This is a genomic window from Streptomyces sp. NPDC001443, from assembly GCF_053597355.1.
The window spans coordinates 1-21,247 of the sequence record NZ_JBSFIA010000053.1; the positions used below are offsets into that span (position 1 = coordinate 1).

Here is a 21,247-nt window from a genome sequence, read left to right on the forward strand (position 1 = left end):
GGGCGAACGTGCTGTGGGCTCTGCTGCGTGACGGACGTGTCTTCACCTCCGCCCCGCCGGTCACGCAAGCGGCTTGACTTCAACATTGAGACTCCTCGTGTGCCGGTCGCCGGCCGGGAACCGCGTCCGGGCGCGGCGACGTCACGGACCGCTCGGCTTCAGCGTCTCCCCGGCCGTCGGCCCCCGGGATCACCCGAACCGGGTGACCGCGAGGCGAGCGCGGGGCGGGCGCGGCGTGGGACGGCGGCGGTCCGGTGGTTCACTGCGCCAGCCTTCGCATCTCCGCGAGGTGCAGGCCCAGCGACTGGAACCGGGCCAGCAGCCCGTACAGGTGCGCCTCGTCGACGACCGGCCCGAAGAGCAGGGTCTGGTCGGCCGCCACGACGTACTCCAGTTCGGGGAATGCCTTGGCCAGCGTTTTCGACATGTGTCCGTCGATACGGAACTCGTAGCGCATGAGCGGCCCTCCCCACGGGTGGCGTGCGCGGTCTCCCCCGCTCCACGATGGTCCGTCGTGCGACGGCGTACGGCCTCACCCTGGTGAGGTGAACCGGGACCGGCCGGCCGGTCCCGTCAATGCGTCAGCCCCACCTTCAGGGCGACGATCAGCAGGCCGATCACGAGGTTGACGATCCCCGCGGAGACCGCCAGCGCCCAGGACGCACGGGCCTCCCGGGCCGCGGCGATCGACCATCCCACCTGCCCGGCCACCGCGACGGCCAGCGTCAGCCAGAGCGTGCCGGCCAGGTCCATGCCGAGCAGCCAGCTGACGCCCACGGCGATCACGGGCGGCAGCGCGGCGTCGACGATCGGCCACTCCTCCCGGCACACGGCCACGACGGCGCGCCGGTCCAGGGACTGCCGGACCAGCCGCGCGCCGAACAGCTGGGCATGCACGTGCGCGATCCAGAAGACCAGACCGGTGGCGAGCAGCAGCAACGCCAGTTCGAGCCTCGGGAGCGGGCCGAGGGCGCCGGCGCCCACGACGACCGAGGCGGCGAGCAGTGATCCGTAGATGCCCCCCGTGTAGTCGGCCTGCGTCCTGCGGGCGGCGCGCTCCTGCCGGATCCGCGCCTTCGGCGTGTCCCTGGCCTTCGCCTTGGCCATCGTGTCCCTCCGGTGGTCAGGAAATCGTTTCGGTCCGGGTCGGGGTCACGAACAGCGGCGGCCTCGGGGTCGGCGTCGAGGTCCGGTTCACAGCATGCCCAGCTCGCGGGCCCGTCGCAGGGCGTCGCCGCGCCGGTTCACCGAGAGTTTCCGGTAGACGCTCTTGAGGTGGGTCTTGACGGTGTTGACCGACAGATACAGGTCGGCGGCGATCTCCTCGGTGGACATCACCTGCGCCAGCCTCTGCAGGACGTCACGTTCGCGGGCGCTCAGCCGCTCCACGACGGGCGCACCCTGCTCGGCACCGGCGTGGACCGGGGCCGCCGCGCGCCGGGCCGGAGCCGCGTGCGGACCCTGCCGGACGGTGAGCCAGCCACGGCCCAGCTCCCGGTTCGCGGGGGTGCCGAGCAGCGGGCGGATCCAGGGCCCGGCCTCGATGAACGGCCTGCGCAGGCATTCCCGCCTGGCCTCCCGCAGCGCCTCGCCGACCAGGCGCTGCGCGGCGACGGGGTCCCCGGCCCGGTCGGCGGCCTGCGCCCGGACCAGCGTGGCCCGTACGGTCAACGCGGGGCCGCCCGTACCTGCGGGCAGCCGGTCCAGGACGCCCAGCGCCGGAGCGTCACCCCCGGCGTCCCCGACGTCCCCAGCATCCCCAGCGTCCCCAGCGTCCCCGGTAGCCTCCGTGGCACCCGAGGTCTCCATGGCCTCCTTGCCCCCTGGGGTCTCCGCAGCCTCTGTGGCCACCAAGGCCTCTGCCGCCTGCTCGGCCCCCGGGGTCGTCACGACCTCTGTGGCCACCGAAGCCTCCGCAGTCCCCGCGGCCCTCGATGCCCGCAAATCCTCCCTGGTCCCCGAATCCTCCGGGGACTCCAAAGCCTCCGTGGTCCCCTCGGCTCCTGTGGCCTTGACGGTCTCCACGGTCTCGGCGGTCCCCACGGTCCTGGTGGCCCCCCTGGTCCCAGTGGCTCCCACGGTCCCGGTGGCTCCCACGGTCCCGGTGGCTCCCACCGTCCTGGCGGTCCCCGTGACCCCGGCGGTCCTGGCGGTCCCGGCGGTCCCGGCGGTCTCGGTGACCCCGGCGGTCCTGGCGGTCCCGGTGGCCCTGGCGGTCCCGGTGGCCCTGGCGACCCCGGTGACCCCGGCGGTCCCGGCGGTCCCGACGGTCCCGGCGGTCGCAGCAGCCGCAGCAGCCGCAGGGGTCCCCGTGGCTGACGGGGTCCCCGTGGCCACAGGGGTCCCCGTGGCCGCGGCGCTCGCCGTGGCCCCCGCGTCCGCGGCGAGTTCGGCGCGCGCGGCCGCCACCGCGCAGGCCGGCCGCTGCTCCGCGGTGGGCCCCAGCAGCTTGGCGGCCTCCTCCGCGCGCCCCACGGCGATCAGCGCGGCCGCGGCGACCAGAGCCGCCTCGGTCTCGGCCCACGGGGAGGAGACCACGGCGGTGACGGCCGGTTCCCCGGCTTCCACGACCGTACGGGCCTGCCCGCGCGCCAGCCGCAGCCGCGCCCCGGTGATCGCCCCGAGCGCGGCCAGCACCGGGTCCCGCGGTCCGCCGTGGGCGTCGGCCACCTGGCCGAGCAGCGCCTGGGCCTCGTCGAGTTCGTCGCGTTCGACGGCCACGGCCGCCAGCACCAGTCGTCCGATCCCCGAACGGGACGACGGCGGCAGGCCGTAGCGGTCCGCCTCCCGCGTCGCGGCCTGGGCCCGCTTCTCCGCCCCGCCGAACCGGCCCTCCAGGTAGTCGATCAGCGCCAGGTGCGCGAGGGACTCCTGCCGGGCCGACGCCGTGGCGACCCCGCCCGCGCAGGCGGCCGCCTCGCACAGCGCGGCCCGCGCCTCGTCGAAGCGCCCGGCCCACAGCCGGGTCACCCCGAGGTGGGCCAGCAGTTGCGCGGTCAGTTCGGGGTGCCGTTCCAGCAGGTCGGCGGGGAGCGCCCGGCGCAGTTCGCGGGCGGCGTCGGCGGCCCGTTCAGCCCTGGCCAAAGACCCCGTCAGCCGCCCGACCAGGGCCTCCAGCAGCGCCACGCTCATCCGTGCCGGGGCCAGGTCCGACCATTCGTCGGTGTCGGTGTCGGTGTCGGCCGCAGCCCACGTGAGCGACACGCCCGACGCGTCGACCGGGTCTCCCGGAGCCGCCGGGGCCGCCGGGGCCGACGTGTCCGGCAGCCCCCTCTCGTCCGGCGCGCCGGCCGGGGCCGTGCCCAGGTCCCGCTCGGCGTGGCGCAGATGGGCCAGTCCGCGGTCGAGGTCGTGACCGGCCAGGGCGCGGGCGGCGAGGACCAGGTGGACCGCCGGGCCGCCGGCGGCGGCGGTCATCCGGGAGAACAGGTCGGCGAGATCGTCGGCGTACAGGCCGCTGAACAGCTGTCCGATGGCCAGGTCGTCGACCAGTGCCCGGGAGGTGAACTCCCAGTCCCCCGCCTCGCTGCCATGGGCGAGCGTCTCGCCGAGCGAACCCCACCGGCTCAGCCAGCGCGCGGCCCGCCGGTGCAGCCGGGTCTCCAGACCGGGCTGGCGCTCACGCAGATGCGCGCGCAGGATCTCCGCGAACAGCGGGTGCAGCCGGTACCAATCGTGGCCGAGGGGCTCCACGAAGGCGTTCTCCCTGCGCAGCCGGGCCAGCACGGCCTCGGCGTCGGTACGACCGGTCAGCGCGTCGGCCAGGCCGGCGCGGAACCGTTCCACCACACTGATCTTCAGCAGAAGGTCCTGGGTCCCGGGCGGCTGCCGCTTCAGCACCTCCGCCAGCAGGAAGTCGGCCACCGTGCTGCGGCCCGCCTCGAACTCCTTCAGATAGCGCTCGGGGTCGGGGCTCTGCTGCGCCGCCAGGGCGCACAGCCGCAGCCCGGCGGCCCATCCCCCGGTGCGCCGGACCAGTCCGCGCACGGCGTCCTCCGTCAGCCGCAGTCCGTGGGTGTCCAGTACGGCGGCCGCCTCCTCGGGGGTGAACGCCAGCTCGGCACCGCGGATCTCGGTGATGCTGCCGGCGACCCGGTAGCGGTGCAGCGGGAGCAGCGGCTCGCTGCGGGTGACCAGGACGAGGCGCAGTCCCGGGCCCGCGTGGTGCAGCACGAACTCCAGCTGCTCGGCTATCTCCAACGACGGCACGTGGTCGAACTCGTCGAGGACGAGGATCGCGGGCGCCGTACGGTCGCTCAGGCCGGCCGCCAGCCGGGCCAGCAGGGCGCGGTCCACGCGGCTCGCGTGCGCCGGGCACCCGACGTCGGCCGGGAGCGGGACGCCCCCGGCCCGCAGGGCCTGCACCAGGTAGGCCCAGAAGACGCCGGGTGCCTGGTCCGCGGAGTCCGCGGTGAGCCAGGCCACCGGTCGTCCCAGGTGGGCGGCCCAGTCGGCGACCAGCAGGGTCTTGCCGGCTCCGGCCGGTCCGTCGACGAGGGTCAGCGGGGTGACCGGCGCGCGGTCCAGCCGGGCCACCAACCGCGCCCGGCGCAGGAACGTGGTGGGCCGCTCGGGCGGGACGAACCGGGTGCCGAGGAACGGGGCGCCCCGCGGATCGAAGCGCGCGACCTCCGCCCCGACGTGCGCCCGGTGCCGATCGGCCACGACGCTCACCACCGTCCATCAGGTCGTGGGCGACCTCACCCTCACCCTCGCCCTCACGCTCACCCTCAGTTTCGCAGTGCTTTCGCTCCCGCGCGCGGCGTCGGGCCCCGCGCGGGCCCACCCGGACCCGTGCGCACGCACTCCAGGGTCCGTACGCAACCCACCCCGCGCGGGTGAGGGCGGGTGACCTTCCAGGCGGCCGGGGCGTCGGGGTGGGGTGTCGGAGCAGGCGTTCGGACAACGATGTGACACGGCCGACACATGTCCCCAAATGACAAATCACCTGTCTCCTTGGGTCAAGCGTTCACGTCCCGTCGGCCCTACCTTTGCAGCACCGCAGCGACGCGGTCGGCCTCCGGAGGTACCGCGCCAACTCCCCTGTGGTGCGCGTTCCTCCGGACCGGACGACCGTATCCGGGCAGCCGTGTCCGTCGCCCGCGGTGACTCCGTACCGATCCGCACGCCCTGTGTCCGACCCGCTCACCGCGCGCGGGAACGCACAGGGCGTGCGATCACAGATCCGACGAAGGAGACGGACCGTGCACTTCCACGACGACTCACTGCTCCCTGAGAACCAGGAGAAGCTGGTTATCCAGGTGGCCCCCTACGGGCCGGAGTGGCTGCCCGGTGACGCCGACGACCTCCCCCTCACAATGGACGAGCACGTGCAGGCGGCCGTCGACTGCTACGACGCCGGCGCCACGGTGCTGCACATCCACGTGCGGGAGCTCGACGGCAAGGGCTCCAAGCGCCTGTCCATGTTCAACGAGCTGATCGGCCGGCTGCGCGAGGCGGTGCCGGACATGGTGCTCCAGATCGGCGGCTCCATCTCCTTCGCCCCCGAGGGCGAGGGGGCGGACGCCAACTGGCTGTCCTACGACTCCCGCCACATGCTGGCCGAGCTGGACCCGAAGCCGGACCAGGTCACCATCGCGATCAACACCAGCCAGATGAACATCGTCGAGATCATGACCGACGACGACCTGGAGGGCACCTCGATCGCGAAGCCCGACTACTACCGGGCCTACCGCGACATGTACCTGGAGGCCGGCCCGGAGTTCTACCTGGAACACCTCAAGCGCCTTCAGGAGAAGGGCATCCAGGCCCACTTCCAACTCGCCACCCTGGCCCAGCTGGAGACCGTCGAGCGCCTGATCCGCAAGGGCGTCTACACCGGCCCGCTGACCCTCAACTACGTGGCCATCGGCGGCGGTTTCGCCGGCCGCCACCCCGCGGACCTGATCGAGTTCATCCGCCGCGTGCCGGACGGCGCCACGCTCACCATCGAGTCGTCGATGCGCGCGGTCGCCCCGATGAACGCCGTCGGTATCGCGCTCGGCGCGCACGTCCGCGTCGGCAACGAGGACAACCTGTGGGGCAGGAAGGGCGAGCGGATGTCCTCCGTCGCCCAGGTCGAGCAGATGGTGAAGATCTCCGAGGCGCTCGGCCGTGACATCGCCACCGGCGCCGAGGCCAGGAAGATCTACCACATCGGCGAGTACTACTCCAGCGCCGACGAGACCCTGGCCAGGCTGGGCATGGTGCCGAACCGGCGCCCCGGCCAGCGCGGCTTCATGCTCCGCGACGTCTGACCGTCCCGCCCGACACCCACACCTGACGTGGCACCGCGCCGCTCCGTGTGCCACGTCCCTCGGGCCGCCGGGGCACACCCCCCGCCCCGGCGGCCCTTCCCCCAACCCCCCTGATTTACGGAGCTCGACCGTGGCACATGCCGTTCGCTTCAAGGAGACCGGAGGTCCCGACGTCCTGCGCTGGGAGGAGGTCGTCGTCGGCGACCCCGGCCCGGGTGAGGTACGGATCCGGCACGAGGCCGTCGGTCTCAACTTCGCCGACACCTACTTCCGCACCGGCCTCTACCCGGCCCCGCTGCCCGCCGGAATGGGCGTCGAGGGCGCGGGCGTGATCGAGGCCGTGGGCGAGGGAGTCACGGACTTCGCCGAGAGCGACCGGGTGACGTACACCGGAAGCCCGCTCGGCGCGTACAGCACGGAACGGGTCATGCCCGCCGACTCGCTGATCAAGCTGCCGGACGAGATCGGCTTCGAGACGGCCGCGGCGATGACCATGCGCGGTCTCACCTCTTCCTATCTGCTGCGCAGGATCTACCCGTTGAAGGCGGGCGACACGATCCTGCTCACCGCGGCGGCCGGGGGCGTGGGCCTCATCGTCTGCCAGTGGGCCAAGCTGCTGGGGCTCACCGTGATCGGTACGGTCTCCACCGAGGAGAAGGCCGAACTGGCCCGCGCCCACGGCTGCGACCACGTCATCCACTACCGCAGCGAGAGCGTCCCCGAGCGGGTGCGCGAACTGACCGACGGGGCGGGCGTGCCGGTCGTGTTCGACAGCGTCGGCGAGTCGACGTTCGCCGGTTCCCTCGCCTCGCTGCGACGGCGCGGCCTCCTGGTCTGCTTCGGCACCGCCTCCGGTCCGGTCCCGCCGATCAACGCCATGCAACTGGCCGTCAACGGCTCGCTGTTCGTGACCCGGCCGGCCCTCGCCGACTACATCGCGGATCCCGCCGAGCGCGCCGAACTGGCCGGTGAGCTCTTCGGCCACGTCGCCTCCGGACGCATCAGCATCGAGGTGGGCCAGCGCTACGCGCTCCAGGACGCCGCCCAGGCACACCGCGACCTGGAGTCCGGGAAGACCACGGGATCGTCCGTCTTCGTCCTCTGACCACGGCCCGCGCCCACGCAACACGGCTTTTCCCATGCGCGTATGACGACGCGTCATGCGCGCATGCCCTTTCCCCGACGACCACGGACGTCGGCCTCCGGCCTCGAACGGATCACGTGTCTCACGACCCTCTCCAGGAGGAAGCACCATGGAAAAGACTCTTACTCCGGTCCAGGACACACCCGCGCAGGTGCGCTCCTACAGCCGCGGCTCGATCCAGGTCGAACCGCTGACCTGCGCCATCGGCGCCGAACTCTCCGGTGTGAACCTCGGTGACGCCGCCCGCGACGACGACCTGTTCGCCGAGATCAAGTCCCTGCTCCTGAAGCACAAGGTGCTGTTCCTGCGCGACCAGGACATCACCCGCGCCGAACATGTCGCGTTCGCCCAGCGCTTCGGCCCGCTGGAGGACCACCCGGTGGCCGGCAGCGACCCGGAGCACCCGGGCCTGGTCCGGATCTACAAGGACCTCGACAGCCCGGCCGAGCACTACGAGAACGCCCTGCACACCGACGGGACCTGGCGTGACGCCCCCGCCATGGGCGCGGTGCTGCGCTGTATCGAGTCGCCGCCGGTCGGCGGCGACACCATCTGGATCAACATGGCCGAGGCCTACCGCCGGCTGCCGGAGCACATCAAGACGCAGATCAAGGGCCTGCGCGCCCGGCACAGCATCGAGGCCAGCTTCGGCGCCGTCATGCCCGAGGAGCAGCGGCACGCGCTCAAGGCCCGCTTCCCCGACGCGGAGCACCCGGTGGTGCGCACCCACCCCGAGACCGGTGAGCAGATCCTCTTCGTCAACAGCTTCACCACCCACTTCGTCAACTTCCACACGCCCGAGAACGTGCGCTTCGGGCAGGACTACGCCCCGGGGGCGAGCCACCTGCTGAACTACCTGCTCAGCCAGGCGGCGGTCCCCGAGTTCCAGGTGCGCTGGCGCTGGACGCCGAACAGCGTGGCGATCTGGGACAACCGCTCCACCCAGCACTACGCCGTCCAGGACTACTGGCCCGCCGTCCGCAAGATGGAGCGCGCCGGAATCGTGGGCGACAGACCGTTCTGATCCGACTCCCCTTCAAAGAAGTGCGTGAGGTGATGACAATGGGGCTCCAGACCACCGCGGTCGCTGTTCCCGGAACGAGGTCGTCCTCGTCCGGGTGGCCGGTCTCCCGAGGCTACGCCTGGATCGTTTTCGCCCTGAGTTTCGGGCTGCTGCTGTCCGACTACATGTCGCGGCAGGTACTGAACGCCGTCTTCCCGATGCTGAAGGACGAATGGCTGCTCACCGACGCCAAACTGGGTTCGCTCAGCGGCGTCGTGGCGCTCATGGTCGGCGTGCTCGCGTTTCCCCTGTCGCTGGTGGCGGACCGCTGGGGCCGGGTGAAGAGCCTGCTGTTCGCCGCCGTGACCTGGAGCCTGGCGACCCTGGGCTGCGCGCTGGCGGCCGACTACGACCAGCTGTTCCTCGCCCGGCTCTTCGTCGGCGTCGGTGAGGCGGCGTACGGGAGTGTCGGCATCGCCGTGGTCCTGAGCGTCTTCCCGATCGTGCTGCGGGCCACCCTGTCCGGGGCCTTCATCGCGGGCGGCGCGTTCGGCTCGGTGCTCGGCGTGTCGATCGGCGGCGCCGTGGCCGACCAGTTCGGCTGGCGCTGGGCGTTCGGCGCGATGGGTCTGTTCGGGCTGGTGCTGGCCGCCGTCTACGGGGTCGTCGTCACCGAGAAGCGGCTGCGCCCCCGGGCGGAGGCGGACACCGCCGCCGACCCGGACGGCGCCGGGACCCCGGCCGCCGAGGCAGCGGCCCCGCGTGCGGCGTTGCGCGCCCTGCTGCCCCGGCTGTTCTCCTCCGTTTCCGTGATCAGCGCCTACGTCGGCAGCGGACTGCAACTGTTCACCGCCGGCGCCCTGATCTCCTGGCTGCCCAGCTTCTTCAACCGCTACTACGACCTGTCCACCGCGAAGGCCGGTTCCGCCGCGGGCGTCTTCATCCTCATCATCGGCGTAGGCATGGTGCTCGGCGGAATGGCCTCGGACCGGATCAGCAAGCTGGTCCCGATCCGCAAGTGGGACGTCGCGCTGACGTGCAGCCTCGGCTCGCTCCTGCTGCTGATGACCGCCTTCCGGCTGCCCACCGGCCCGCTTCAGCTGATCACGCTGGCCGCGGGGGCACTGCTGACGGCGGGCTCGGCCGGACCGGCCGCCGCCATGGTCGCGAACCTGACCCCGGTGGCGATCTCCGCGACCGCGTTCGCCACCCTCACCCTGGCCAACAGCCTGCTCGGGCTGGCCCCCGGGCCCGCGATCACGGGTGCGATAGCGGACCGGACGGGTCTGCTCGGCGCCCTGCGGATCGTCCCGCTCGTGGCACTCGCCGCCGCCGTCGCCTTCGTGATCGGCCGCCGCCGGTACGACCGCGACCTGCTGCGCATCACCGGACTCGGCCAGGCCGCCGCGGCGACGGACGCGCAACCCGAGCCGACGGGCGCCGAGGCTGCGGACACGGAGGCAGTGGACGCGGAGGCAGTGGACGCGGAGGCAGTGGACGCGGGAGCGCCCCCCGCGGAGGCGCCTGCCGCGAAGGCGGCGGCGGAGACCCCGGCCGAGCCCGACCGGACGGCCGCGCAGAAGGAAGCGGAGACGACCTCGTGAGCACCGACATCCCGCCGTCCGTCGTCGGCACCGACGCCCCGCCGTCCGTCGTGATCGTCCCCGGTCTGCGGGACCACGTCGAGGAGCACTGGCAGACCCTGCTCGCCGCCCGGCTCGCCGAAGCCGGCCGGACCGTGGTCACCGTGCCGCCGCTGACCGGGGACCGGCTCAGCCGCGAGGCCCAGGTCGCCGCCCTGGACGAGGTGGTGGGACAGCTCGACGGACCGGTCGTCCTGGTCGCCCACAGCGCCGGTGTGATCACCACCGTGCACTGGTCCCGGCGGCACGAGGCCGACGTACGGGGCGCGCTCCTGGTCACCCCGCCCGACTTCGAGACCCCGCTGCCGGAGGGCTATCCCACCCCGGAGGTCCTGGCCGAGAACGGCTGGACACCGGTCCCCCGTTCGGCGCTGCCCTTCCCCAGCGTCGTCGCGGCCAGCTCCGACGACCCGCTGGGCTCCCTGGAGCGCGTGCGCGAACTGGCCGGGGACTGGGGCGGACGGCTCGTGGAACTCGGCGCGGTCGGCCACCTCAACCCCGCCTCCGGCCACGGGCCCTGGCCCCGGTCGGAGGAACTCCTGAGCGAACTCGAACACGGCTGACACCCAGTCCGACGTACAGCCCCCGGAAAGGCGACGATGAACACCGAAGACACCGATCTGCTGTGGTCCCCCGGTCCCCGCGAGACACAGGACTCCAACGTCGCGTGCTTCATGCGGTGGCTCGACACCACCCGGGGGCTGCACTTCGCGGACTACGCCGAGCTGTGGCGGTGGAGCGCCACGGACCTGCCCGGCTTCTGGTCCGCCGTGTGGGAGTACTACGGGCTGGACGCGGTCAGCGGCTACGACGCCGTACTCGCGGACGCGTCCATGCCGGGCGCCGACTGGTTCCCCGGGGCCCGGCTGAACTTCGCCGAACGGTGCTTCGCCCACGCCTGCGACACCCGTCCGGCGCTGGTCGCCGTCACCGAGGACGCCGAACCCGTGGACATCTCCTGGGAGGAGCTGCGCGGACAGGTGGCGGACGTCGCCGCGGCACTGCGCCGGATGGGCGTGGCGCCCGGCGACCGCGTGGCCGGGTACCTGCCCAACATCGCGCAGAGCGTGGTCGCGCTGCTGGCCACGGCCGCGGTCGGCGCGGTCTGGACGGCGTGCTCCCCTGACTTCGGCACCCCGAGCGTGCTCGCCCGGCTGGGCCAGGCCCGGCCCGTCGTCCTGGTGGCGGCGGACGGCTACCGCTACGGCGGCAAGGAGTACGACAAGCGGGCGGCGATCGCCGAACTCGTGGACGGACTGCCCACCGTCCGCCACGTCCTCGCCGTCGACCGGCTCGGCACCGCTGCGGAGACACCGTGGTCGCTGCGGCCCGACGTCGAGGTGCACGCCTGGTCCGGGCTGCCCGCCGCCGACGGCCCCCTGGAATTCGCCGACGTGCCCTTCGACCATCCGCTGTGGATCCTGTGGTCGTCCGGGACCACCGGGGTGCCCAAGGGAATCGTGCAGGGGCACGGCGGCATCGTCGTGGAACTGCTCAAGGCCCTCGGTCTCGGCGCCGACCTGCGGGCCGAGGACCGCTATCTGTTCGTCACGTCCACCAGCTGGATGGTCTGGAACTTCCTGGTCGGCGGACTGCTGCACGGCAGCACGATCGTCCTGTACGACGGCAGCCCCACCTTCCCCGACGTCGCCGGCGCCTGGCGGGTGGCCGAGCGGACCGGCGCGACGATGGTCGGCGTGGGCGCGGCCTATCTCGCCGCCGTGGAGAAGTCGGATGCCGCCCCCGCGGCCGACCTCGATCTCGGCGCGCTGCGCTCCGTCATGCAGACGGGTTCCTCGCTGCCGGCCAGTACCTGGCGCTGGGTCCACGAACGGCTCGCGCCGGACGTGTGGCTCCAGTCCATCTGCGGCGGCACCGACATCTGCTCGGTCCTCGCGGGCGGTTCCCCGCTGCTGCCCGTACGAGTGGGCCGCATCCAGTGCCCCTCGCTCGGTGTCGCGCTCGACGCCTGGGACCCCTCCGGGCGGCCGCTCACCGGCGAGCAGGGCGAACTCGTGGTGACCGCGCCGCTGCCGTCGATGCCCCTGTACTTCGTCGACGACCCCGACGGGGCCCGCTACCGGGCCAGTTACTTCGACACGTACCCGGGCGTGTGGCGGCACGGCGACTGGGTCACCGTCCACCCCGACCTGTCGGTCGTCGTGTCCGGGCGCTCGGACTCCACGCTCAACCGCATGGGCGTCCGGATGGGCTCCGCCGACATCTACGACGTCGTGGAGCAGCTCCCCGAGGTCGCCGACAGCCTGGTCGTCGGCGTGGAGCGCCCGGACGGCGGCTACTTCATGCCGCTGTTCGTGGTGGCCGCCGAGGGTGCCGCCGTCGACGACGGGCTGCGCGAGAAGATCGCCGGGGCCGTCAGGCGTCGGCTGTCGCCCCGTCATGTGCCCGACGTCATCGTGCCGATCGCGGCGGTGCCGCGCACCCTGACCGGGAAGAAGCTGGAGGTGCCGGTCAAGCGCATCCTCCAGGGCGCCTCCGTCGGCGACGTCAGCAGCGCGGGCGCCGTCACCCATCCCGAGGCCCTGGCCTGGTTCGCGGAGTACGCGCGGCACTCGACGCCGGGCGGGTGAACGCGGCACAACCCGAGGGGCCCCTCCGGACACACCGGAGGGGCCCCTCGGCCGTGTGCCTGCGGGCCTTGCGCGTCCTTGTACCTGTGGGCCTGTGGGCCTGCGGGCCTGCGGGCCTGCGGGCCTGCGGGCCTGCGGGCCTGCGGGCCTGCGGGCCTGCGGGCCTGCGGAGCCGTGTGCGGCGATGAGCCCGGTGCGGGAAGCCCCCGCCCGCCCTCGTGATCGACGAGGGCGGACGGGGGCTTTGCGGGCACCGGGCGCCCGGGGGTGCGGGCGCGCCGGTGGCGTACCCGGTGCGTCAGAGGGCTCCGACGCCGTACTGGAGCGAGAGACTGGTGACGGACACGACCACCCACAGGCAGGCGCCCAGCAGCAGGGGGCGCGGGCCGGTACGGCGCAGGGCGGCGACGTCGGTGGACAGGCCGACCGCGCAGAGCGCGACGGTGATGAGGAGGACGGAGAGCTCCTTGAGACCGGGCTGGACACCGGCCGGGACGAGTCCGGCGCTGTTGGCCGCCGCGGCCAGCAGGAAGACCACCAGGAACCACGGCACCAGCCGGAAGGCGCTCACCCGGGGCGAGGCGGCGGTCGGCCCGGCGGCGCGGGCGCGCCGCCGGGCCCAGACCGCCAGGCCCAGACAGATCGGGATGATCATCAGGGTGCGGGTGAGCTTGACGACGACCGCGTCGTCGATGGCCGAGGGCCCGTAGGCGGTGGCGACGGCGACCACGGACGACATGTCGTTGACCGCCGTGCCGGCGAAGAGGCCGAAGGCGTGCGGGTCCATCCCGAGCAGATGGCCGACCACGGGGAAGACGAGCACCGCGGCGATGTTGAACAGGAAGATCGTCGAGATGGCGTAGGCGACTTCGGCGCTCGCGGCGCCGATGACCGGCGTGACCGCGGCGATCGCCGACGCCCCGCAGATCCCGGTGCCCGCGCCGACGAGCGTGCGCAGGTTGGTTTCGACACCGAGCCGACGGCCCAGGAAGTGGGCGGCGGTCAGGCAGGCGCCCAGCGAACCCAGCATGATCGGCAGTGAGCCGCCGCCCACGTGGAACACCTGGGTGAGCGACAACTGGGCACCCAGCAGGGCGACTCCGGCCTGGAGCACCGGCTTGTTGGCGCCGGTGACGCCCCGGCGCAGGCGCGGGCCCGGCTTGCGTACGGCGGCGACGAGCACGCCGAGGACCACGGCCGTCACCGGACCGCCGAGCACGGGGAGCAGTCTGCCGACCGCCGTGGCCAGTGCGGCGAGGGCCAGGGTGAGGGCGAGTCCGGGCAGCCGGGACCCGGGCCCCTCGCCGTCGGCCTGCCGGGTCCCGGCGATGCCGGTGGGGGTCTGTTCGGTGGACGGGAGTTCCGTGGCGGACGGGGTCGCCGTGGTGGACGGGGGCTCCTGGACGAGTGCTTCCTTCACGGTGTCGACTCTCGTCCGTCTCCCGGACCCCTTGTAGGCCCCGGATCGTGACAAGGCCATAGGGCCGCCCTATGGCCGGTGACAGCGTGCTGCCCCGGTCGCCGTCGGGCGGACCGGGGCAGTCGGAGCGCGGCCGGAACGGCCAGGAGCGTCGGGGTCGGGCAGGAACGGCCGGAGCGGTCAGGAGCGTCGGGGACCGCCAGGAACGGCCGGAACGGCCAGGAACGGCCGGAACAGTCAGGAACGGCCGGAACGGCCAGGAACGGCCGGAACGGCCGGAACGGCCAGGAACGGCCGGAACGGCCAGGAACGGCCGGAACGGCCAGGAGCGTCGGGGACCGCCAGGAACGGCCGGAGCGGTCAGGGGCCCGAAGGCCGGCGGCCGGGGCGGCGGCAGGCGAGGGCGAGCAGTTGCGACGCCGCCGCCGGCAGTGCCCGTCCGCGCGGCCAGACCGCCTGGAGCACCCTGTCCAGGCGCAGTTCGGCCTCGGTGGGCACCGCCACGAGCCGGCCCTCCGCCAGGTCGTCCTGCACGGCCATGGCCGACAGCACCGCGGGCCCCACTCCGCTCGACGCGGCACTGCGAAGCGGGGCGATGGCCCCGAGTTCCAGCAGCGGGGCGGCGACGCCGCCGTACGGCTCCAGCGCCGTCTCCAGCGTCTCCCGCGTCCCGGAACCGGGTTCGCGCAACACCAGCGCGGTGGCGGCCAGTTCACCGCCCGGAACGGGGTCGCGGCGGCACGCCCAGGGGTGGTCCGGGGTCACCACCACCAGCAGCCGGTCGCGCCCGACCACGGTGGACCGCAGGTCACGCGGGATGCACGGGCCCTCGACGAAGCCGACGTCCAGCGTGTCGTGCCGCAGTCCCTCGATCACCTTGCGGCTGTTCGACACCTCCAGCCCCACGTGGAGCTGCGGCGCCGACTCCCGCAGGGCCAGCAGCCAGCCGGGCACGAGGTGTTCGGCCACCGTGAGGCTGGCCCCCACCCGCAGCCGGCCCTCCTGGCGCGAGCGCAGCGCCGCCGTGCCCTCGACGAAGGCCGCCGCGCTCTCCAGCACGCCCCGGGCCCAGTCCGTGACCACCAGGCCGGCCGGGGTGAGCCGGGACCCCCTGGTGGTCCGCAGCAGCAGCTTCACCCCCAGGCGCCGCTCCAGCGTCATCATCCGCGCGCTGGCGGACGGCTGGCTGATCGCGAACCGGGCCGCCGCCTGGCTGAGGCTGCCGGTCTCCGCCACGGCGACGAGCAGTTCCAGGGCGTGCAGATCAGGCAGGTCACTCGGCACCGGGTACGGCTCCTTCGGGAACGGTGTCAGTCCGTGGCGGACCGGTCGACGACGATCTCGCGCTTGAGGATCTTGCCGGTGGCGCCCTTGGGCAGGGCGTCCGTGAAGGTCACGATCCGCGGGTACTTGTAGGCGGCCACCCGCTCCTTGACGAAGTCGCGCAGGGCGCCGGCGGAGGTGTCCGCGCGGTCCTGGCGCAGGGTCACGACGGCCGCGATCTCCTCGCCGTGCACCTGGTGCGGCACGCCGACCACGGCGGCCTCGGCGACGGCCGGGTGCTCGTAGAGGACCTCCTCGATCTCGCGCGGGTAGACGTTGTAGCCGCCGCGGATGATGAGGTCCTTCTTGCGGTCGACGATGAAGTAGTAGCCGTCCTCGTCGACGCGGGCGAGGTCGCCGCTGTGGAACCATCCTTCGCGGACGGCCTCCTTAGTCGCCTCGGGGCGGTTCCAGTAGCCCTTCATCACGTTCTCGCCGCGGATGGCGATCTCGCCGACCTCGCCGGGAGCGACCGTGGTGCCGTCGTCGGCGACGAGCCTGACCTCGACCCCGCGGATGGGCAGGCCGATCGAGCCGGCCTTGCGCGGCCGGTCCGGGGGGTTGAACACGGCGACCGGCGAGGTCTCGGAGAGGCCGTAGCCCTCCAGCACGGTCACGTCGAAGTCCCGTTCGAAGCCGTGCAGGACCTCGACGGGCAGCGAGGCGCCCCCGGAGATCGCCAGCCGCAGCGGCGAGAGGTCGTGGTCCTCGGGGATGCCGGCCTGCAACAGCGCCGTGTACATGGTGGGCACACCGAGGAACACGGTGACCCGGTCCCGGTGCATGATCTCCAGCGCCCCGGCGGGCTCGAAGCGCGGCAGCAGGGTCAGGGTGGCGCCCGCGCTGACGGCCGCGTTGAGGGCGCAGGTCTGCCCGAACGCGTGGAACAGCGGGAGTCCCCCGAACAGGACGTCGTCCGGGCGGATCAGGATCAGCGTCTCCCGCGTGGTGACCGCGTTGGTGAGCAGGTTGCGGTGGGTCAGTTCGGCGCCCTTCGGGGTGCCCGTGGTGCCCGAGGTGTACAGGATCACGGCGGTGTCGTCCGCCGCCCGTTCCACCACCTCGGCCATCGGCTCGGCCGCCCGCAGCAGGCCGTCGAACACCTCCGCGTCCGTCACCAGGCACTCCGCCCCGACCTCGGCGGCCGCCTTCGCCACCTCCTCGGCGAACGTGGGGAAGACCAGCACCGTACGGGCCCCGGAGTCGCGCAGGGTGAAGGCCGCCTCGCGCGCCTTCAGCAGCGGGTTCATCGGTACGACGGCTGCTCCGGCCCGCAGGATGCCGTAGTAGACGACCGGGAAGAGACTCACGTTGGGCATGACCATGGCGACGCGATCGCCCGGCCGGACACCCCTGTCCCGCAGCAGCGTGGCGAGCCGGGCGCTCGCGTCGTCGAGCTGGGCGTAGGTGAGGGTGGTGTCGTCCTGGCGGACGGCGATCCGGTCACCGTCGGCCCGGGCGGACGCCACCAGGACTGCCGCGAGGTTGTTCATGCGTCTTCCGTTCGGTCGGGTCGGGTGGCCGTCAGGGACGGCCGTGGGCGCCGGGCGGCGGCCGCGGGACTCGGGCCTGTCCGGCAGGCCCCGGGGGTGAGGATCACGTCGCGGGGGCTGATCCCGCCACGGCCGGAGCCGTCCTCGGTGCCGCGCGCCTCGCCCCAGAAGCCCGGCGGGAGGGCCCGGCCCCGGTGCGCGGTCAGCCACAGCCGCAGCACATGGCGCTTCGCCGCGGGATCGGCGAAGTCCTCGTACGCCGTGCGGGCGTGCAGCACCGCGTGGTTGTTGACCAGCAGCAGATCGCCCGCCCCGAAGCCGACGTCCAGCCGGAACTCCGGTGCCGCGGCCACCTCGTCGACCAGGTCGAACAGTTCCAGGTCGGCCGGTTCCAGGCGGGGGACGTCGGCGAAGCGCTGCGCCGACTCGAGGTAGCAGCGGTTGTAGCGGGTACTGAGCTTCCCGTCGTACCAGGCGGCCAGCGGCACGGCGTCGTACGGGAGTTCGCCGGGGGCGTGCTCCTCCCTGCGGTCCAGGAAGTGCGTGCGGTACAGGCGCTCGACCAGGTCGGGACGGCGGGTCAGGACGGCGTTGTGGACGGCCGCGGAGCTGACCAGACGGGTGTGCCCGCCGGAGCGGCCCGCCCGCAGGCACAGCAGTGCGAGGAGATCCGACCCGTCGGTGTGGAAGGGCAGCTCCGCTCGCGTCTGGTAGCCGCGCGTGGCGGGGTCTGCCAGGGTCCGGCCGGTGTCCCGGGCGTGCCCGAGCATATGGCCGGCGGCGTTCTGCGACACCGGGATCCCCAGGTGCTGCCCCAGCCCCCAGAACACCGTGCTCGCCACCGGCAGGCTGTACCGCTCGACCGGGAGCCCTCTGACCAGGACGAATCCACGGCCGTTCTCCAACTCGTCGGCGATCCGCGCCAGCGGGCCCGCCAGGGTGGGCAGCGGGAAGTCCCCGGCCGCGACCTTCAGCAGCGGAACGCCCCGCTCGTGGACCGCCCGCGCGGCCCCCTCCAGCTCGTCGACCTGTGCCGGGGACAGCCGCAGGACCCATTCCGCGGATCCCGCGAGGTCCGCGGCCCGCCACACGGCAGCTCCGGTGCAGGGTCGTCGCGGCACGTCGCGCACGTTCTTCATCGGTGGCTCCCACCGGGTGTGTCCGCCGCGCCGGAGCCGGGACGGCTGCCGGTCGGCCGGAGACCGTGAACCGCGGGCACGTCTCTCCTCGTCTCCACGGGGGGAATCCCATGAATTCCGGCGCGACCATGTCCGCCGAAGGCCGTCGGCCCACATTCTCCAGGGATTCCCCATCGCATTTTCAGGGCTGCTCGAATCTTGTTTTCAGGGCTGGTCAACGGCCGAACAATTTGCCATGGTGTTCTCCGTCGGATTTCCGATCGACGGGGTACCGAATTGCGGACGGCGAACCCCCTTGCGGGTGGTGCAACGTTAGGTCACCGGGTGACGGCACGCTTGACTTGACGGGACATCTGACTTATCAGTTAGGGACAGAGCCCTGGAGTGCGCCCATGAAGCCCCTCGTCCGCAACGCGACCCTGAGCGGCTACGTCGAACTCAGCCAGTCGCTCGGCATCGACCCGCGGGGCCTGATGAGGCAAGCGGGCCTCGACCCGGCCGGACTGGCGGTCCAGGACCGGTGGATCTCCGGCACGGCCGTGATCCTGCTGCTCGAACTCTCGGCGACGGCCGCCCGCCGCGAGGACTTCGGCCTGCTGCTCGCCGAGCGGCGGCGCTTCTCCAACCTCGGCCCGATCAGCCTCGTCATCCGTGAGGAGCCCGACGTCCGCAGCGCGGTGGAGCTCCTGGTCCGGCACGAGTACATGTACAACGAGATGCTGCACAACCGGCTGTCCGAGTCGAGCGGCCTGGCCACCCTGAAGGTGGGCCTGGAGGTCGGCGAGGCGATGGCGACCCGGCAGGCGACCGAGCTGGCCGTGGGCGCGTTCCACCAGGTGCTGCGCAACTTCCTCGGCACCCGCTGGCAGGCGCTGTCCGTGTGCTTCACCCACGCCGCGCCGGCGGACCTCGGGACACACCGGCGCATCTTCGGCACCACGGTGGAATTCAACCGCGAATTCAACGGAATCATCTTCTACGGCAACGATCTGAACGTCCCCAACCCCATGTCGGACCCGTTGCTGCGCACCTATGCCCGGCAGTATTTCGAGTCGATCGCGGTATCGAGGGACACGACCGTGCTGGACCGCGTACGCGATCTGATCGAGGTCCTGCTGCCGACCGGACGCTGCTCCATCGAGCAGGTCGCGTGCAGTCTCGGGGTCGACCGGCGCACGGTGCACCGGCATCTGGCGGCGTCGGGCGAGACGTTCTCGTCCCTGCTCAACACGACCCGCGCGCAGCTCGCGGAGCACCTGGTGGCGAACCCGCGCCGCTCGTTGACGGAGATCTCCGGACTGCTGGGGTTCTCCGCGCCCAGCGCCTTCTCCCGCTGGTTCCGCGAGCGGTTCGGGTGCAGCGCGCGGGACTGGCGCGCCCAGCGGAGCGGGCAGGGCCGGCCCGGCGAGGAGCGGCCGTTGTCCGCCGCCCGCCGCAGCCCCCACCGCTGACCGGCGCGCGCCGCCGGACCGGGGTGCGCCACCGGCACCCCACCCCGCACCCGGCGATCAGCTCACCGCGCCCTCGCGCGCGGCTTCAGCGGCACCGACGGCAGTTCCGGGGCGGGCAGGGGCGCGCCGTCGTAGCCCACCACCTCACCGAAGCGGGGACCGCCGAGCTCCTTCATCCAGTCCTCCCGCGCCCGCGCGATGTCCTCGTGGCTGCGGCCGACGAAGTTCCACCACATGACGATCTCCTCCTCGAACGGGGTTCCGCCGAGCAGGACCGTCCGGGCCGGTTCGTCCGAGTCGTTGCCGAGGGTCAGCGCGTCCGTGCCGGTGGGCACGTAGCCCAGTTCCGCGGGACGCAGCGGGGCGCCGGCCACCCGGACGTGCCCGTGGTCGACGAGGACGCCGTGCTCGAAGCGCGGGTCCACGGCGAGGGTGAGCGTGGCGCGGGGTTCGAGGACGATCTCGGCGCCGAGCAGGGGCGTGAAGGTCCGTACCGGCGAGACGGCCCCGGCGAGGGCGCCCAGGAAGACGCTGATCCGTGCCCCGTCGACCACCACCGGCTCGGGCGCGAAGTGCTGGAAGTCCCGCCGGGTGTCGCGGTGCTCGTCGGGCAGGGCCACCCAGAGCTGGACGCCGTGCAGGATCTCGGTGTCCGGGGTGGAGACCTCGGTGTGGCTGATGCCGTGCCCGCCGGTCATGAGGTTCAGCTCGCCGGGCCGTACGCGTGCGTGGCTGCCGAGGCTGTCGCGGTGTTCGATCTCCCCGGCGAAGAGCCAGCTGACCGTCTGGAGGCCGGTGTGCGGGTGCGGGGCGACGTCCATGCCGCCCGTGCGGGCGACGTCGTCGGGGCCGTAGTGGTCGGCGAAGCACCAGGCCCCGATCAGGGACCGGCCACGCTGCGGCAGGGTGCGTCGTACGGTCATCGACCGCGGGCCGCCCAGCGGCACGTCCCGCGGGGCGAGCACCTCGACGCGGCCCGTCTCGGCTTCGCCCGTCGGGCCGTCCTCCGCGCTCGTCCCGTCCGTCGCGTCCAGCCGGTTCATGCCGTCCTCCCCTTGCACCTGGTCACACCCCGCGGCGTCCACCCGGGTCATGATAGTTTCATATTCAACCACAATTGTCCTGATCATAGGACGATGACGGCCCAGGTACACACACGTACACGACGGAGCGCGGGCGCCGGCGACGGCCCCTGAAGGAGTGCAGGTTGAGCAGCCCCATGCCGAGCCCCGAGCCGAGCCCCGAGCCGAGCCCCGTGCCGGGGGTCCCGGCCCAGCGGATCTACCTCGACAAGCAGAGCCCCAAGGCCTACCACGCACTGGTACAGACCTCGGACGCGGTGCGCGCGACGGCCGCCGACGCGGGGCTCGACCGCGTCCTGGTGGAGCTGGTCAACCTCCGGGTGTCGCAGATCAACGGCTGCGCGTTCTGTCTCGACGTGCACACCAGGGCCGCCCTGCGCGCGGGCGAGACGACCCGGCGGCTGGGCGTGCTGGCCGCCTGGCGGGAGACCGCGCTGTTCACCCCCGCCGAGCGGGCGGCCCTCGCACTGGCGGAGGCGACCACGAGCCCCGCCGACACCGCCGGCCAGGACTCCGCCTACGCCGCCGCCCGGGAGGCGCTCACCGACGACCAGATCTCCGCGGTGCTCTGGGTCGCGATCACCATCAACGCGTTCAACCGGGTCTCGATCCTGAGCCGGCATCCCGTACGGGCCGATCACTGAGCCCGGCGGTCCGCCGGACAGGCCCCGGGGCGGAGAGCCGCGGAGCCGGGCACTGTC

The 21,247-nt window shown here is 72.9% G+C and carries 16 protein-coding genes; 8 read left to right on the forward strand and 8 right to left on the reverse strand.

Annotated features, from left to right (window positions below; genetic code table 11):
* Positions 1-259 precede the first annotated feature (259 nt).
* The 3 genes from ACWC24_RS37165 to ACWC24_RS37175 all read right to left on the reverse strand — a co-directional run bounded on the left by ACWC24_RS37165 (position 260) and on the right by ACWC24_RS37175 (position 4,665).
* A complete protein-coding gene (locus tag ACWC24_RS37165; protein ID WP_450667329.1) occupies positions 260-457 on the reverse strand; it encodes a hypothetical protein in 198 nt (65 codons plus the stop codon).
* A 116-nt stretch (positions 458-573) separates the two neighbouring features.
* On the reverse strand, positions 574-1,107 hold the full coding sequence (locus ACWC24_RS37170) for a hypothetical protein (protein ID WP_450667330.1): 534 nt from the start codon (positions 1,105-1,107) through the stop codon (positions 574-576).
* Between the two features lie 87 nt (positions 1,108-1,194).
* The gene (locus tag ACWC24_RS37175) at positions 1,195-4,665 is read right to left on the reverse strand and encodes a LuxR C-terminal-related transcriptional regulator (protein WP_450667331.1); all 3,471 of its coding nucleotides are present in this window, start codon (positions 4,663-4,665) and stop codon (positions 1,195-1,197) included.
* 539 nt (positions 4,666-5,204) lie between these two features.
* Here ACWC24_RS37175 and ACWC24_RS37180 point away from each other — a divergent pair.
* From ACWC24_RS37180 to ACWC24_RS37205, 6 genes are all read left to right on the forward strand, one after another.
* Complete coding sequence (locus ACWC24_RS37180) at positions 5,205-6,257, forward strand: 3-keto-5-aminohexanoate cleavage protein (RefSeq protein WP_450667332.1); 1,053 nt, start codon at positions 5,205-5,207, stop codon at positions 6,255-6,257.
* Between the two features lie 130 nt (positions 6,258-6,387).
* Positions 6,388-7,362: a quinone oxidoreductase family protein gene (locus ACWC24_RS37185; protein ID WP_450667333.1), complete on the forward strand. Its 975-nt coding sequence runs from the start codon at positions 6,388-6,390 to the stop codon at positions 7,360-7,362.
* A 148-nt stretch (positions 7,363-7,510) separates the two neighbouring features.
* Positions 7,511-8,425 (forward strand): TauD/TfdA dioxygenase family protein, encoded by a 915-nt coding sequence (locus ACWC24_RS37190; protein WP_450667334.1) that lies wholly within the window; start codon positions 7,511-7,513, stop codon positions 8,423-8,425.
* Between the two features lie 38 nt (positions 8,426-8,463).
* Entirely contained in the window at positions 8,464-10,008 is a 1,545-nt protein-coding gene (locus tag ACWC24_RS37195) for an MFS transporter (RefSeq protein ID WP_450667335.1), read from the forward strand.
* Entirely contained in the window at positions 10,005-10,610 is a 606-nt protein-coding gene (locus ACWC24_RS37200) for an RBBP9/YdeN family alpha/beta hydrolase (protein WP_450667336.1), read from the forward strand. The genes ACWC24_RS37195 and ACWC24_RS37200 overlap by 4 nt, the downstream gene beginning before the upstream one ends.
* Positions 10,611-10,646: 36 nt before the next feature.
* Positions 10,647-12,638 (forward strand): acetoacetate--CoA ligase, encoded by a 1,992-nt coding sequence (locus ACWC24_RS37205; protein WP_450667337.1) that lies wholly within the window; start codon positions 10,647-10,649, stop codon positions 12,636-12,638.
* A 298-nt stretch (positions 12,639-12,936) separates the two neighbouring features.
* Here the strand turns inward: ACWC24_RS37205 and ACWC24_RS37210 are convergent, their stop codons facing one another.
* The 4 genes from ACWC24_RS37210 to ACWC24_RS37225 form a co-directional block, all read right to left on the reverse strand.
* On the reverse strand, positions 12,937-14,058 hold the full coding sequence (locus ACWC24_RS37210) for a YeiH family protein (RefSeq protein ID WP_450667338.1): 1,122 nt from the start codon (positions 14,056-14,058) through the stop codon (positions 12,937-12,939).
* A 360-nt stretch (positions 14,059-14,418) separates the two neighbouring features.
* Positions 14,419-15,342, reverse strand: a complete 924-nt coding sequence (locus tag ACWC24_RS37215; protein WP_450667339.1) for a LysR family transcriptional regulator — start codon at positions 15,340-15,342, stop codon at positions 14,419-14,421.
* 26 nt (positions 15,343-15,368) lie between these two features.
* Positions 15,369-16,874, reverse strand: coding sequence for a long-chain-fatty-acid--CoA ligase (locus ACWC24_RS37220; protein WP_450667340.1), 1,506 nt, complete (start codon positions 16,872-16,874; stop codon positions 15,369-15,371).
* Positions 16,871-18,013, reverse strand: coding sequence for a TauD/TfdA family dioxygenase (locus tag ACWC24_RS37225; protein WP_450667341.1), 1,143 nt, complete (start codon positions 18,011-18,013; stop codon positions 16,871-16,873). The genes ACWC24_RS37220 and ACWC24_RS37225 overlap by 4 nt, the downstream gene beginning before the upstream one ends.
* A gap of 392 nt (positions 18,014-18,405) precedes the next feature.
* Between ACWC24_RS37225 and ACWC24_RS37230 the strand changes: the two genes are divergently transcribed.
* A complete protein-coding gene (locus ACWC24_RS37230; protein WP_450667342.1) occupies positions 18,406-19,464 on the forward strand; it encodes an AraC family transcriptional regulator in 1,059 nt (352 codons plus the stop codon).
* Positions 19,465-19,526: 62 nt separating this feature from the next.
* On the opposite strand, the gene ACWC24_RS37235 is transcribed toward ACWC24_RS37230, so the two are convergent.
* Positions 19,527-20,507, reverse strand: a complete 981-nt coding sequence (locus ACWC24_RS37235) for a pirin family protein (protein WP_450667355.1) — start codon at positions 20,505-20,507, stop codon at positions 19,527-19,529.
* A gap of 176 nt (positions 20,508-20,683) precedes the next feature.
* Here ACWC24_RS37235 and ACWC24_RS37240 point away from each other — a divergent pair, with 176 nt between their 5' ends.
* Complete coding sequence (locus ACWC24_RS37240; protein ID WP_450667356.1) at positions 20,684-21,190, forward strand: carboxymuconolactone decarboxylase family protein; 507 nt, start codon at positions 20,684-20,686, stop codon at positions 21,188-21,190.
* Positions 21,191-21,247: the final 57 nt, after the last annotated feature.